General features: G+C 68.9%; 12 protein-coding genes. 9 read left to right on the top strand and 3 right to left on the bottom strand.

Annotated elements, in window-relative coordinates; translation table 11 throughout:
* Nucleotides 1-20: 20 nt before the first annotated feature.
* Complete coding sequence (locus tag ACTXPP_RS09075; RefSeq protein WP_443341859.1) at nucleotides 21-224, bottom strand: mycothiol transferase; 204 nt, start codon at nucleotides 222-224, stop codon at nucleotides 21-23.
* 99 nt (nucleotides 225-323) lie between these two features.
* Here ACTXPP_RS09075 and ACTXPP_RS09070 point away from each other — a divergent pair, with 99 nt between their 5' ends.
* The 4 genes from ACTXPP_RS09070 to ACTXPP_RS09055 are packed head-to-tail and all read left to right on the top strand — an operon-like array spanning nucleotide 324 to nucleotide 5,375.
* Nucleotides 324-1,082, top strand: a complete 759-nt coding sequence (locus ACTXPP_RS09070; protein WP_301525368.1) for a LamB/YcsF family protein — start codon at nucleotides 324-326, stop codon at nucleotides 1,080-1,082.
* A complete protein-coding gene (locus ACTXPP_RS09065; protein ID WP_443341857.1) occupies nucleotides 1,079-2,758 on the top strand; it encodes a 5-oxoprolinase subunit B/C family protein in 1,680 nt (559 codons plus the stop codon). Before ACTXPP_RS09070 ends, ACTXPP_RS09065 begins: the two co-directional genes overlap by 4 nt.
* Nucleotides 2,755-4,710, top strand: a complete 1,956-nt coding sequence (locus tag ACTXPP_RS09060) for an acetyl/propionyl/methylcrotonyl-CoA carboxylase subunit alpha (protein ID WP_301497754.1) — start codon at nucleotides 2,755-2,757, stop codon at nucleotides 4,708-4,710. Before ACTXPP_RS09065 ends, ACTXPP_RS09060 begins: the two co-directional genes overlap by 4 nt.
* A gap of 23 nt (nucleotides 4,711-4,733) precedes the next feature.
* Nucleotides 4,734-5,375 carry a GntR family transcriptional regulator gene (locus ACTXPP_RS09055; RefSeq protein WP_443341856.1) on the top strand — a complete coding sequence of 214 codons (642 nt, stop codon included), beginning with the start codon at nucleotides 4,734-4,736 and terminating at the stop codon, nucleotides 5,373-5,375.
* A 142-nt stretch (nucleotides 5,376-5,517) separates the two neighbouring features.
* Here the strand turns inward: ACTXPP_RS09055 and ACTXPP_RS09050 are convergent, their stop codons facing one another.
* Complete coding sequence (locus ACTXPP_RS09050; RefSeq protein ID WP_443341854.1) at nucleotides 5,518-6,648, bottom strand: PLP-dependent cysteine synthase family protein; 1,131 nt, start codon at nucleotides 6,646-6,648, stop codon at nucleotides 5,518-5,520.
* 151 nt (nucleotides 6,649-6,799) lie between these two features.
* Between ACTXPP_RS09050 and ACTXPP_RS09045 the strand changes: the two genes are divergently transcribed.
* The gene (locus ACTXPP_RS09045; protein WP_443341852.1) at nucleotides 6,800-8,140 is read left to right on the top strand and encodes a hypothetical protein; all 1,341 of its coding nucleotides are present in this window, start codon (nucleotides 6,800-6,802) and stop codon (nucleotides 8,138-8,140) included.
* 11 nt (nucleotides 8,141-8,151) lie between these two features.
* On the opposite strand, the gene ACTXPP_RS09040 is transcribed toward ACTXPP_RS09045, so the two are convergent.
* Complete coding sequence (locus ACTXPP_RS09040) at nucleotides 8,152-9,165, bottom strand: alpha/beta hydrolase family protein (protein ID WP_443341851.1); 1,014 nt, start codon at nucleotides 9,163-9,165, stop codon at nucleotides 8,152-8,154.
* 19 nt (nucleotides 9,166-9,184) lie between these two features.
* On the opposite strand from ACTXPP_RS09040, the gene ACTXPP_RS09035 reads away from it, so the two are divergent.
* The 4 genes from ACTXPP_RS09035 to ACTXPP_RS09020 all read left to right on the top strand — a co-directional run bounded on the left by ACTXPP_RS09035 (nucleotide 9,185) and on the right by ACTXPP_RS09020 (nucleotide 13,451).
* Nucleotides 9,185-10,453, top strand: coding sequence for an aminotransferase class I/II-fold pyridoxal phosphate-dependent enzyme (locus tag ACTXPP_RS09035; RefSeq protein ID WP_301498482.1), 1,269 nt, complete (start codon nucleotides 9,185-9,187; stop codon nucleotides 10,451-10,453).
* Nucleotides 10,454-10,555: 102 nt separating this feature from the next.
* Nucleotides 10,556-11,767, top strand: a complete 1,212-nt coding sequence (locus ACTXPP_RS09030) for a cobalamin-independent methionine synthase II family protein (protein ID WP_301498481.1) — start codon at nucleotides 10,556-10,558, stop codon at nucleotides 11,765-11,767.
* A 50-nt stretch (nucleotides 11,768-11,817) separates the two neighbouring features.
* A complete protein-coding gene (locus tag ACTXPP_RS09025) occupies nucleotides 11,818-13,029 on the top strand; it encodes a cobalamin-independent methionine synthase II family protein (protein ID WP_301498480.1) in 1,212 nt (403 codons plus the stop codon).
* 53 nt (nucleotides 13,030-13,082) lie between these two features.
* Nucleotides 13,083-13,451, top strand: a complete 369-nt coding sequence (locus tag ACTXPP_RS09020) for a sensor histidine kinase (protein ID WP_443341849.1) — start codon at nucleotides 13,083-13,085, stop codon at nucleotides 13,449-13,451.
* Nucleotides 13,452-13,508 lie beyond the last annotated feature (57 nt).

Below are 13,508 nucleotides of genomic sequence, written 5' to 3'. Positions count from 1 at the left end.
CCGGCCGGAAGACCAGCGATTCATCCCACGTATCTGACATGCGCGGTATGCCAGGCGAGGTTGGTGCCGGCGGGTGTCAGCGGACGCCGGGCGTCGTAATCGCTCAGTCCCTCGAGTTTCCACAGCAGGGCATCGCGGTTGAGCTGGAGGTATTCCTGCAGGAATCCGGACACGTCGATCGGCGCAGCGTCACTCTGTGCGGGGTGGCCCTGTGCGGGATCCATGACACCATAGTGACCCATACCACATATTTCCGAAACCCCCATAGATTGTTCAACAATCTTCCGGTACGATGGCACCCATCCACGAAAGGATGAGGAACCATGCCCGTCATCGACCTCAACGCCGACCTGGGCGAGACCACCAACGGCATCGCCGTCGCCGACGACCACGCCATGGTCCAGTTGGTCACCAGCGCCAACGTCGCCACCGGCTTCCACGCCGGTGAACCCCACACCATCGCCGCCACCGTCCGCGCCGCCGCCGAACGCGGAGTCTCCGTCGGTGCCCACATCGGATACAACGATCCGGCGAACTTCGGCCGCACCGCCATGGACATCGACCCCGGCCAGCTCGCCGACGAGGTGCTGTACCAGATCGGGGCGCTGGACGCCCTGGCCCGCCGCTACGGCACCCAGGTGACCTATGTGAAGCCGCACGGTGCGCTGTACAACACCATCGTCCACCACTCCGACCAGGCCCACGGGGTCATCGACGGCATCCACGCCTTCTCCGCCGACATCCCGGTCATGCTGCTGCCCGGTGGCGTCGCCGTGGACATCGCCGAGACCAAGGGTCTGCGCGTGATCCGGGAGGCCTTCGCCGACCGCAACTACAACCCGGACGGCACCCTGGTCACCCGCACACTGTCGAATGCCGTGGTCACCGACCCGGAGTTCGTCGCCGCCCGGGTCCGCCAGGTCGCCGAGACCGGCTCGATCACCGCCATCGACGGCTCGGTGGTGACGGTGGATGCCGAGTCGGTGTGCGTCCACGGCGACTCCCCGGACTCCGTCGCCCTGACCCAGAGCATCGTCGAGGCGCTGCGCACCGACGGCATCGAGATCAAGAGCTTCCTGTGAGTTCCTCCGTAACCGGCCCCGCCCCTGACCCCACCCCCGCCGTCCTCCCGGTCCACCGGGTCGGCACCCGCAACCTGCTGGTTGACCTGCCCGATCTTCCCACCGCGATGACCTGGCATGCCGCGCTGACCGCCGCCCCCCTGCCCGGCCAGACCGAGGTCGGCGCCGCCGCCCGCACCGTGTTGGTCCGGTTCGCCTCCGCCACTGATGCCGAGGCCGCCCGCGGCGTCCTGCCCCATTTCGTCCCGCCGGACGCCAAGACCACCGCGCCGCGCGACGTCACCGTCGAGGTGCACTACGACGGGGCCGACCTCGAATCACTCGCCACCTCCTTGGCGATGTCGCCCGACGCCCTGGTCGACTGGCACACCTCCACGACCTGGGCGGCGGCCTTCGGCGGGTTCGCCCCCGGCTTCACCTACTGCGTGCCGGCCGATCCCGCCCACGCCCTCGACGTGCCTCGCCATGACTCCCCGCGGGCAGCCGTGCCGGACGGGGCGGTGGCGCTGGCCGGGGACTTCTCCGCAGTCTACCCGCGGACCTCGCCCGGCGGCTGGCAACTGCTCGGCACCACCACCCGAACCTTCTGGGACGCCGACGCCGAGCACCCGGCCCTGCTCTCCCCCGGCGACCGGGTGCACTACCAGCAGGTCAGCGAACGGATCGAGGTCGGCACGCCGGACGCAGAGGTGTCGTCGGACGATGCGGCCGGCAGCGCGTCCAGCGGTGCGTCCGACACCACGCGACACGCAGCCTCCCAGCCGGCGCACCACCCGGTGCTGCGCCTCGACGACCCCGGCCTGCAGGTGCTCATCGAAGATGCCGGACGCCCCGGTGCCGGCGACCTGGGCGTCACGACCTCCGGGGCGGCCGACCGTGCCTCCGCCCAGGCGGCGAATGACGCCCTCGGCAACCGGCGCTCCGCCGCCGTGCTGGAGAACATCGGTGGGCTGGCGCTCACCGCACTGGTCGAGACCGTTGTCGTGGTCACCGGTGCCGTCGCCCCGGTGGACATCAACGGCCGGACAGCCGAACGCGGCGTCCCACTGCTGCTCCGACCCGGCGCGACACTGACCGTCGGAGAAGCGGAACACGGCCTACGCAGCTACGTCGGGGTGCGCGGCGGTGTCATCGCCGACACCGTGCTGGGGTCGTCCTCCACCGACCTGCTCTCCGGGCTCGGACCGTCCCCGCTGGCGAGCGGGGACACCATCCACGCCGGCGAACCGACCGGTAGTGTGCGTCCGGTGTCCCCCGGCATCCGCACCGACGGGGTGCTGCGGGTAGTCCCTGGCCCCCGCGACGACTGGTTCGCCGACGGGGTCGACGCGCTCACCGGCAGGACGTGGACGGTCACCGCGATGTCCAACCGGGTCGGGCTGCGACTCACCGGGGAGGAGGCGATCATCCGCGAGCAGTCCGACGAGCTGGCCAGCGAAGGCATGGTGGCGGGATCCGTGCAGGTCCCGCCCAACGGCGAGCCGGTGGTGTTCCTCCGCGACCATGCCGTGACCGGCGGCTACCCGGTCATCGCCACCGTCATCCCCGAGGACCTGGACGCCGCGGCGCAGCTACCACCCGGCGCGGACGTCACCTTCACCATCCACACCGGCGACGCCACCAGCGCCGCCAGCACCGGCGACGCCACCAGCACCGATACCCAGGAGGCACCATGAACACCGCGACCACTGCGACCACTGCGACCACTGCGAAAACCGTCCTGATCGCCAACCGCGGCGAAATCGCGGTGCGCATCGCCCGCGCCGCCCGTGACCTGGGGATCCGCTCGGTCGCGGTGTACTCCGAGCCCGACAACGGCGCGTTGCACACCAGCGTCGCCGACGAGGCCTACGCCCTGCCCGGTTCCACCGGCTCGCAGACCTACATGAACATTCCCGCGCTGTTGGACATCGCCGCCCGCGTCGGCGCGGACTACGTCCACCCCGGCTACGGCTTCCTGTCGGAGAACGCCGACTTCGCCCGGGCCGTGGCTGATGCGGGGCTGACCTGGATCGGCCCGACCCCCGAGTCCATCGAGACCCTCGGCGACAAGATGGCCGCCCGGCAGCTGGCAGAATCGGTCGGCGCACCGCTGGCCCCGGGCACCTCCGAGCCGCTGACATCGTGGGAACAGGCTCACGCCTTCGCCGCCGAGCACGGCCTGCCGGTGGTCATCAAGGCAGCCTTCGGCGGCGGCGGGCGTGGACTGAAGATCGTCACTAAGGACGACGGGCTGGAGGCGATCGAGGATGCCTTCCACTCCGCCGGTCGTGAGGCCGGTGAGGCGTTCGGACGCACCGAGTGCTTCGTGGAGAAGTTCCTGGAGACCCCGCGCCACGTTGAGGCACAGGTGCTGGCAGACACCCACGGCAACGTGTCCGTGGTGGGCTTGCGCGACTGTTCGACACAGCGTCGGTTCCAGAAGCTGGTCGAGGAGGCGCCTGCCCCGTTCTTGACCGAGTCACAGACCGAGGAGATCACCGAGGGAGCGCGTTCGATCTGTGCCGCGGCCGGATACGTCGGCGCGGGCACGGTGGAGTTCATCGTCGCCGCGGACGGGACGGTGTCCTTCCTGGAGGTCAACACCCGCGTGCAGGTCGAGCACCCGGTCACCGAGGAGACCAGCGGGGTGGACATCGTCGCCGAGCAGTTCCGCATCGCCGCCGGCGAGCCATTGAGCTGGGTGGCACAGGACGCGCAGGACGCGCAGGACGCGCAGGACGCACAGGACGCACCGTTGGATCCGATGCCACGCGGCCACGCCATCGAATTCCGGATCAACGCCGAGGACGTCGCCAATGGTTTCGTCCCCTGCCCGGGCACGGTGACCGAGTTCCGCGTGCCGACGGGCCCGGGCATCCGGGTGGACGCCGGGGTGGTCTCCGGGTCGACGGTGCCAGGCTTCTACGATTCGATGCTGGGCAAGCTCATCGTGTGGGGACCGACCCGCGCGGTGGCCCTGTCGCGCGCCCGGGCGGCATTGGACGAGTTCGTGATCTCCGGGGTGCGGACGGTGCTGCCCTTCCACCGGTCGATCCTCACCGAACCGGCCTTCACCGCTGTCCCGGTCGACGGCGGGCCCGCCTCCTCGGACTCCTTCGGCATGTACACCGACTGGGTGGACACCTGCTGGTCGGCGTCCTCCGCCCTGGGTGCGGCAGTCTGTTCCGGGGGCAGCGGGGACACCAGAGACGGGGGCGGCACCGGCGATGTCGAGGAGGTCTACACCGAGCGCACCGAGATCACGGTGGAGATCGACGGGCAGCTGCACCGAGTCGGGATCCCGACGGGGGCACTGGGCGCGTCTGGCGCCGGACAAGCTGGTGCCGGTGGCCCGGCGACCGGCGATGCCGGCACGTCCGACACAACCGGTGATGCTGGGGCGTCCGACACCGCCGGGACCAGCGCAGACGACTCCGGATCCGCAGTCACTTCCCCCTTCGACGGCACCGTCGTGGAATGGAAAGTTGCCGACGGTGCGCAGGTGAACAAGGGTGACACCGTGGTCACCATCGAGGCGATGAAGATGGAGCGGGCGATCCCCGCCCCGGCCGACGGCGTCCTGCACATCTCTGTCCCCGCTGGCGGGAGCGCCACGCGCGGCGCGATGCTCGGGACCGTCGAATAGCAGCGTCCTCTACACTGACCAACATGCGTGCCCAGTCCGTCGCCGCCGCCCTGCGGCAGGCCGTGTCCGCCGGTGAATACTCCCCCGGCGAGAAGCTCAACGAGGTCATCGTCGCCGAGAAGATGGGAATCTCGCGCAACACCCTGCGTGAGGGCTTCGCCAGCCTCGCCGCCGAGGGCATCATCGACCGGATCCCGCACCGCGGGGTCTTCATCACCTCCCCCACCGCCGCGGACGTCCTCAGCCTGTTCCGGGCACGCGCCGTGGTCGAACCCGGCGCGGTCCTGTGGGGCGCTGAGCTGGACGTCGACGCCCTCGACCGGATCGTGTCCACCGCAGAGGCAGCGGAGACGGCGGACGTGGAGTCGGTGGATTCTGCGGCGGCGATTGCACTCGCGAACCAGGAGTTCCACCGCGCACTCGTCGGCGCCGCCGGGTCCGCCCTACTCGATGAGGAGATGGACCGGCTGCTCGCCCGAATGCGCCTGGTGTTCCTCGCCGTGGAACGGGTCCGGCCGAACCTGCACGGTGACTTCGTGGCGGTGAATCGTCAGATCGTGACCATGTTGCGGGACGGCGACCGGGACGCTGCGGCGGCGATGCTGCGGGCCTCCCTGGTGGAGACCGGAGAGACCCTGGCGGCGATTGTCCACGGCACACGGTGACTGTCCAGCACACCACTCTTGTTTTCTTCTCGCCCCGTCATCGAAGTGTGCAGAGCGTCATCGAAGAATGTCATCCAGGCGCCTGAAGGCGACAAACTGCAATGACACTGGGCACTCTCCGATGACGCACCTGTGCCGATGATCACCCGCCACAGAACGCCCCGGCGTCCCCGGACTGGAGGAACTGCAGGACACCGTCGCGGTACGGAGCGACGTTCATCCCCGCCGATGACAACCACTCGTCCGAGTAGTACTTGTCGAGGTAGCGCTCGCCGGAGTCGCAGATCAGCGAGACCACGCTGCCCTTTTCGCCGGCCTCCACCATCTCTGCGACGATACGCAGCGCCGCCCACAGGCCGGTGCCGGTCGACCCACCGGCGCGGATGCCGGTGACCTGCTCCAAGGCGTGGACCGTGCCGATCGCCGCAGCGTCCGGCACGCTCATCATCCGGTCGACGACACCGCCGCTGAAACTGGGTTCCACACGCTGGCGTCCGATGCCCTCGATCCGCGACGGAGCGTCGGTGACCAGGGAGGTGTCCCCCGCCGACCACCCCGGGAAGAACGCGGAATTCTCCGGGTCCGCGACGCACAGCCCGGTCATCCGCCCGGTGTAGCGCACGTAGCGTCCCAGCGTGGAGGACGTTCCGCCGGTGCCGGCGGTCGCCACTATCCAGCGCGGATCCGGGAACCGTTCCATCTCCATCTGCCGGAAGATCGACTCGGCGATGTTGTTGTTCCCGCGCCAGTCCGTGGCCCGCTCGGCGTAGGTGAACTGGTCCATGTAGTGCCCGCCGGTCTCCTCAGCGATCTGCGCGGCCACCTCGTAGACCGCCGACGGGTCATCGACGAAGCGGACCTCCGCCCCGTAGGACCTGATCAGACGCACCTTCTCCGCACTGGTCGAGGCGGCGACGACGGTGATGAACGGGACGGCGATGAGCCGGGCGAAGTACGCCTCGGAGATCGCCGTGGAGCCGGAGGACGCCTCGACGACCGGTGCGTCCTGCCTGATCCAGCCGTTCGCCAGGCCGTAGAGGAACAGCGAGCGGGCCAGCCGATGCTTCAGCGAACCGGTCGGGTGCGTGGTCTCGTCCTTGAGGTAGAGGTCCACGCCGAGGTGCCGCGGCAGGGGCACGGTGAGCAGGTGCGTGTCCGCCGACCGCTGCTGGTCGGCCTGCACCGTCCGGATCGCCTCGGCCACCCAGCGACGGGCGTCGGCGTCGTAGCGGTCGATGTCCCGGTTGTGCCTGGTTGCTGCAGCGTCTGTCATGGGTCCCGAGTGTAGTTTAGGACGCTGCGAGCGGGTCACCGCGGACGTGTCGTCACGGTGTTCGAAGATTGCCGTTGGATGCTCAGCGGTGTCCGGACGGGGACTAGACTGTCCACATCACTTTTGTTTCACCACACACCAGGGAGAACCCATGACCGACAACGCCGGAGCGTCCGGAGAACTCCAGCTGATCAAGGACGATGAAGGGCTCGCCGTCATCGGCGAAGCCTCATTGGTGGAGGCGTTCTGCGGGTCCCTCGAGTTGACGGACAAGACCCCGGTACGGAATCTCGGCAGCCGGCTCGGGAACATGTCCAGCATGGCAGGCGCAGGTTCCCAGTACATGGAGAACTCCGGCCGCTGGCTGAAGCTGACCGAGGAGTCCGCTGCCGCACTCAAGACCGCCTCGATGACGCAGAGCAAGACCACTGGGAACTACTTCGCGATCCTGCGTTCCTCTGACGGGAAGATCGCCAAGAACCTGCAGTTCGTCAAGTCCTCCACGGGTATCGCCGCGCTGGCCAGCCCAGCGGCACTGGCAGCTGCCGCCGTCATGCTGAACCAGATGGCATCGCAGCAGACGATCGACGAGATCAAGGACTACTTGGCCGAGATCGACCGGAAGGTCGACGATGTCCTGAGGAACCAGACCATCGACGTCGTCTCGAAGATGTACGGGGTGGGTGACATCATCGATGACGCCTTCATCGTCCGGGACTCGGTCGGGCACGTCTCGGGCACCACCTGGTCGAAGGTGCAGAACTCCGCGAGCATTCTCTCCGGCACCCGGCGCTACGCCCTGCAGCAGCTCTCCGACATCACCACCCGGATCGAGTCGGAGAAGGACCTCGGTGACCTGGCGAAACTGCTGGCCACTGCGCACGGCGAGATCAAGGACTGGCTGGTCGTCCTCGCCCGCTGCCTGCAGCTGTGCGAGGAGGTCGACAGTCTGGAGCTCGACCGGGTGGCGCAGACCGAACCCGAGAACGTGGAGATCCACCGGCAGGGTCTGCAGACAGCCCGGGACAAGCGGTGGCGGCAGGTCGCCGAGGTCACGACCGGCCTGCTGGACCGGATCGACGCCGCCGCACAACGCGCAAACAGCAAGGTCCTGCTGCAGCCCCTCCCCGCGGATCGGGTCGTCCGCTCGGGAAATCACCTCACGACCAGCGTCATCGACTTCCAGGAGAGTCTCGGCCTGACCGAGGAGCGGAACCAGGTCACGGCCCGCCGGTGGCTCTCCGCCGCCGGTGACGCCAAGGACGCCGTTGTCGATGGCGCAGGCAATGCGAAGGACGCCGTCGTCGGTGGCGCGGTCAGCGCAGGCAGTCGGCTGGCCCGCGGGTTCAGGGCCTTCAAGGACGCGGTGAAGGAAGACCCCTCTGCCGCGAAGAAGGGGGAGAAGGAGCTGGAGGGCGAAGATCGTCGCCCCGAGCTCGACCCACCGTCAGATGCAGACACCGCCGCAGACGCATCCCAGCCGACCAACTGACCAGCTGACCGTCAGAAGCGCTGCATCCACTCCGCGTCATCGGCCACCCGGCGGCGCCACACGTCAGGCGCACCGATGATGTGCTCCGACAGATAGGAGCGGAACTCGTGGCCCGGGGCACAACCGTCGAAGAAGGCGGCGACGTCCTCCGCCGAGGTACCGCGGGTGTCCTCCGAGGCCACCGACACCAGGGTCGGCACGTCGGCCAGGGACGGGGCGTCCTGATCGAGGGCCGGTGTGATCCGCGGGGTCATCGCCAGCAGGAACGCGGCGTCCTCCACGACGTCGCGCGCCAGGCCGAAGCCGGAGCCGAAGGTCACCAGGCCGACCCGGTCGGACGATGCCCCGTCCGCCAAATCCCCGGCACGTTCCTGCACCTCGCGGAAGGCCCCGGCTATCGCCGCCCGGGTCGCCGTCTCTGAGGGCCCGGCACCCTCACCTGCCGCATACCCTGGCAGCGGGTACACCAGATCCACCACCGTCACCCCGGATTTCTCCGCCAGTGCGGCGAACAGCGGCAGCCACAGCTGGTCGTGGGCCTCGGCATCGCCGAACCAGCCCGGCCCACCGTGCAGGCTCACTGCCACCGCCCCGGTCGGCTCCGAGGGACGCAGCAGCGTGCCCGACAGCCCCGCCACGGTGACCGCCGAAGCGTCCGGCCCGGTCTTCAGGAACGTCGAGGTCGGCATCGCGTGGTCCAGCCCCGCGCCCAACACCAGCAGACTGCAGTGGGTGATCAGGTCGGGGACCCGAGCCCACATCCGCTCGGTGTCGTCCTTCAGCGCGGTCAGGTCCGAACCGGTCACACCGGCGCCCTCGTCGGTGGTCAGCGAGTTCCAGATCTCCGGGTAGTTGTCCTCGAAGTAGTTCAGCAGCTGGGTGAGCTGGGCCCGCGGGCTGATACCCTCCCTCCCTGCCTGGGCGTCCACCGGATGCCCCTTCGGCAGGTCGGCGGGGTCGGTCTGCTGCAGGGCAATGGTCTGGTCGGGATGAATCCCGGTCGCGGTGATCGGCTGCGTGGTCATGGCACCATAGTATGGCGGCATGGCTGACAACGAATACACCGCCCGTCCGGCGACCCGTGTCGCCGGCATCGGTCCCACCATCTTCGCCACGATCACCGCCGAGGCCGTGCGCACCGGTGCGGCGAACCTGGGCCAGGGTTTCCCCGACGAGGACGGCCCCGCCGAGATGCTGGAGCGTGCCGCCGCGGAGATCACCGGCGGAAACAACCAGTACGGCCCCGGCCCTGGCCTGCCCGTCCTGCGCCAGGCGGTCGCCGCCGACCGGGCCCGCCGGCTGAACCACCACGTCACCGCCGACGAGGTCATCGTCACCGTCGGTGCGACCGAGGGCATCGCAGCCTCCATCCTGGGGCTGGTGGACCCGGGGCGTGAGGTCGTCGTCCTGGAACCCACCTACGACGCCTACACCGCCGCGATCAACCTGGCCGGCGCGACCGCCCGGCCCGTCCGTCTGCTGCTGGAGCCGGATGCAGAGGGTGTGCGTCGCTGGCGGCTGGACCGTGAATCCTTCGCCGCGGCGGTGCAGGACTCCCCGGCAGCCGTGCTGCTGAACACCCCACACAACCCGACCGGAACGGTGCTGGGCCGCGAGGACCTGGAGTTCATCGCCGACTGCGTGCGGGGCACGGAGGTCGTGGTGATCACCGACGAGGTCTACGAGCGCCTCGCCTTCGACCGGCCACACATCCCCTTCGCCACCCTGGACGGGATGGCGGCACAGACGGTCACCCTGTCGAGCGCGGCGAAGAGCTTCAACGTCACCGGGTGGAAGACCGGCTGGGCGGTCGGGCCGTCCCACCTGCTGGGGCCGGTGACCGCGGCAAAGCAGTTCCTGTCCTACGTCGGGGTGACCCCGCTGCAGCCGGCGGTGGCCTGGGCGCTGGAGCACGCCGACGACTGGTCGCGTGAGTGGACCGACACCCTGGCCGGACGCCGCGACGTCCTCACCAAGGCACTGCAGGACGCCGGGATGGAGGTCCTCGGCAGCGACGGGACGTACTTTCTGATCACCGACATCGCCCCGCTGGGGCTGACCGGCAGCGACAGCGCTGCCGGCGCCGGGGAACAGCCGATGACCGGGGCGGAGTTCTGCCGCCGCCTGCCTGCCGTGGCGGGGGTGGCGGCGATCCCGGTGAGTGCCTTCGTCACCCCGGACGCCGCCGCAGACCCGAATGATCCCACCCAGACACTGGTGCGCTGGACGTTCTGCAAGAACGACAGCACACTGAAGACAGCCATCCAGCGACTCCAGGGCGATCTCCGCGCCGCATTCCACGGGGGCGGATAAGTCACGAATGAACCGCTCGGTCTAGTATTACCCCTCAGAAACCCGGCCGTAGCTCTCCGCGCCCGACCTCGCCTGAACCAGCCCGACCGCCAAGGAATCACCATGACCCAGAAGATCCGTACCACCCACGTGGGATCCCTGCCCCGCACCCCTGAACTGTTGGAAGCCTACGCCCGAACCACCATCGGGGAGATGGGCGCAGAGGAGTTCAACGAGATCCTCCAGGCCTCCGTCGACGTCGTCGTCCGGCGCCAGCTCGACCTTGGCCTCGACATCATCAACGACGGCGAGTACGGCCACCTCTCCTCCGGCGCCGTCGACTTCGGTGCCTGGTGGAGCTACATTTTCCCGCGCCTGGGCGGACTGCGCGCCCCGCAGCCGGGTGAATGGGTCGAGATGGACGTCGTACGCTCCTCCCCCGGCGACGTCCGGCTGACCAGCATGACCGACCGTCGGGACTGGACCGCCTTCCGCGAGGCCTACACCGACCCGGAGTCCGGCTGCCTGCTCGGCGAACCACTGAGCGTCCCGACCTTCACCGGCCCGGTGTCCTACATCGGGCAGGACGCCGTCGCCGCCGACGTCAACGGCCTCACCGCCGCCCTGGACCGGGCCGGCCACGACCGCAGGGACGCCTTCGTCGCCGCGATCTCCCCCGGCTCCGCCGCCCGGCTGGCCAATGAGCACTTCGACACCGAGGACGAGATCGTCGACGCCTGCGCCCGCGCCCTCAACGAGGAGTACCGGACCATCGCCGATGCCGGCTTCACCGTCCAGATCGACGCACCCGACCTCGCCGAGGCCTGGGACCAGATCAACCCGGAGCCGTCCATCGCCGACTACCAGGCATGGATCGGCAAGCGCATCGACGCGATCAACACCGCGCTCGAGGGCGTACCTCGGGAGCAGGCCCGCCTGCACATCTGCTGGGGTTCCTGGCACGGCCCGCACACCACTGACGTGCCCTTCGGCGCCATCGTCGACGAGTGCCTGCGCGCCGACGTCTCCGGCCTGACCTTCGAGGGTGCCAGCCCCCGCCACGGGCACGAATGGCGGGTCTGGTCCGAGCACCAGCTGCCGGAGAACACACTGATCTACCCTGGTGTGGTCTGCCACTCGACCAATGTCGTGGAGCACCCCCGGCTGATCGCCGACCGCATCCTGCAGTACGCCGACCTCGTCGGGCCGGAGAACGTCATCGCCTCCACCGACTGCGGACTGGGCGGACGCCTGCACCCGCAGATCGCCTGGGCGAAGTTGCAGGCCCTGGTCGAGGGCGCGGAGATCGCCACGCGCGAGATCAACGGCAACTAGCGCCTCAACAACCAGTACATCAACGAGAGAACCGGAGAACCAGAACAACCATGGTCAACAAGATCCGCACCACCCACGTGGGTTCCCTGCCCCGCACCCCGGAGCTGCTGGAGGCCAACAACCGCTTCAGTGCCGGGGACATCACCCGCGAGCAGTTCCTGGAGATCCTCCAGAACAGCGTGGACGAGGTCGTCCGCCGTCAGCACGAGCTCGGCCTCGACATCATCAACGAGGGCGAGTACGGCCACATCACCTCCGGAGCCGTGGACTACGGCGCCTGGTGGAACTACACCTTCACCCGCCTGGGCGGGCTGACCATGACCGACACCGACCGGTGGGCCAATGCCGAGGTCGTCCGCTCCACCCCGGGCAACATCAAGCTGACCAGCTTCCCGGACCGCCGCGACCGCGCCGCTTTCAGCGAAGCCTACGAGGATCCGGAGTCCGGCATCTTCACCGGCCGCGCCAAGGTCGGCAACCCGGAGTTCACCGCCCCGGTGACCTACATCGGCCAGGACGAGGTCGACACTGACGTCGACCTGCTGACCAAGGCCCTGGACAAGGTCGGCCACGACCGTAAGGACGCCTTCGTCGCCGCCATCGCCCCCGGTTCCGCGGCCCGGCTGACCAACAAGTACTACGACACCGACGAGGAACTCGTCCGCGCCTGCGGCGAGGCCCTCTCCCACGAGTACAAGGCCATCACCGACGCCGGTTTCACCGTCCAGTTCGACGCTCCGGACCTCGCCGAGGCCTGGGACCAGATCAACCCGGAGCCGACCGTCGCCGACTACCAGGCCTGGATCCGGCTGCGCATCGACGCCCTCAACGAGGCGATCAAGGACATCCCGCGTGAGCAGACCCGTCTGCACATCTGCTGGGGTTCCTGGCACGGCCCGCACACCACCGACATCCCGATGGAGGACATCGTCGACGAGTGCCTGCGCGCCAACGTCGGTGGCCTGACCTTCGAGGGTTCCAGCCCCCGCCACTCCCACGAGTGGCGTGTGTGGCAGGAGCGTGACCTTCCGGAGAACACCCTGATCTACCCGGGTGTCGTCTGCCACTCCACCAACATCGTGGAGCACCCACGCACCGTCGCCGACCGGATCCTGCAGTTCGCAGAGGCCGCCGGCCCGGAGAACGTCATCGCCTCCACCGACTGTGGTCTGGGTGGTCGCCTGCACCCGCAGATCGCCTGGGCGAAGCTCGACTCGCTGGTCAAGGGCGCGGAGATCGCCTCCCGCGAGCTCTTCGGTTAGGACGCAACGGCGACGACGCGAGCGCCGGCACACACATCAACCAGGCGGCGGCGGTGGCCAAGGAACTGCTGGGGGACGTCCGGAGCACGGTCAGCGCGATGCGCGACAGCGATGCGGGCGACATCACCGAGGCCCTGGAGCGTATGGCCTCGGCGGTGCCCAGTCTCGAGGTGCATGTCCGGGTCGACGACGACGTCCGACCCGATGAAAGTCAGGCGACCGTGTTGATCCGGGCGGCCCAGGAGATCATGACCAACACGGTGAAGCACACCGAAGCGGCCGAGCTGTCGATCGAGATTTCCCGGACCAATGGGGTGCTGCGGTTGCTCGGGAAGAACGACGGCAACATCACCAGTTCCTACACCCCCGGCAATGGTCTACGAGGGCTTGAGGACGGGTCGCGCTGCTTGGTGGGACGATGACGGTCGTACCGCGCGACGGCTTCCGGGTCGAGGTGGAGCTGCCGGAGCAGCCTCGTC

This window comes from Candidatus Corynebacterium faecigallinarum, from assembly GCF_052264515.1.
GTDB lineage: Bacteria > Actinomycetota > Actinomycetes > Mycobacteriales > Mycobacteriaceae > Corynebacterium > Corynebacterium faecigallinarum.
This window is presented reverse-complemented; position numbering and strand designations above follow the sequence as displayed.

Excerpts from the sequence above, each read along its gene's own strand:
- ACTXPP_RS09060 (WP_301497754.1), top strand. The coding sequence starts at position 2,755 with ATGAACACCGCGACCACTGCGACCACTGCGACCACTGCGAAAACCGTC.
- ACTXPP_RS09070 (WP_301525368.1), top strand. The coding sequence starts at position 324 with ATGCCCGTCATCGACCTCAACGCCGACCTGGGCGAGACCACCAACGGC.
- ACTXPP_RS09055 (WP_443341856.1), top strand. The coding sequence starts at position 4,734 with ATGCGTGCCCAGTCCGTCGCCGCCGCCCTGCGGCAGGCCGTGTCCGCC.
- ACTXPP_RS09040 (WP_443341851.1), bottom strand. The coding sequence starts at position 9,165 with ATGACCACGCAGCCGATCACCGCGACCGGGATTCATCCCGACCAGACC.
- ACTXPP_RS09050 (WP_443341854.1), bottom strand. The coding sequence starts at position 6,648 with ATGACAGACGCTGCAGCAACCAGGCACAACCGGGACATCGACCGCTAC.
- ACTXPP_RS09045 (WP_443341852.1), top strand. The coding sequence starts at position 6,800 with ATGACCGACAACGCCGGAGCGTCCGGAGAACTCCAGCTGATCAAGGAC.
- ACTXPP_RS09025 (WP_301498480.1), top strand. The coding sequence starts at position 11,818 with ATGGTCAACAAGATCCGCACCACCCACGTGGGTTCCCTGCCCCGCACC.
- ACTXPP_RS09075 (WP_443341859.1), bottom strand. The coding sequence starts at position 224 with ATGGATCCCGCACAGGGCCACCCCGCACAGAGTGACGCTGCGCCGATC.
- ACTXPP_RS09035 (WP_301498482.1), top strand. The coding sequence starts at position 9,185 with ATGGCTGACAACGAATACACCGCCCGTCCGGCGACCCGTGTCGCCGGC.
- ACTXPP_RS09030 (WP_301498481.1), top strand. The coding sequence starts at position 10,556 with ATGACCCAGAAGATCCGTACCACCCACGTGGGATCCCTGCCCCGCACC.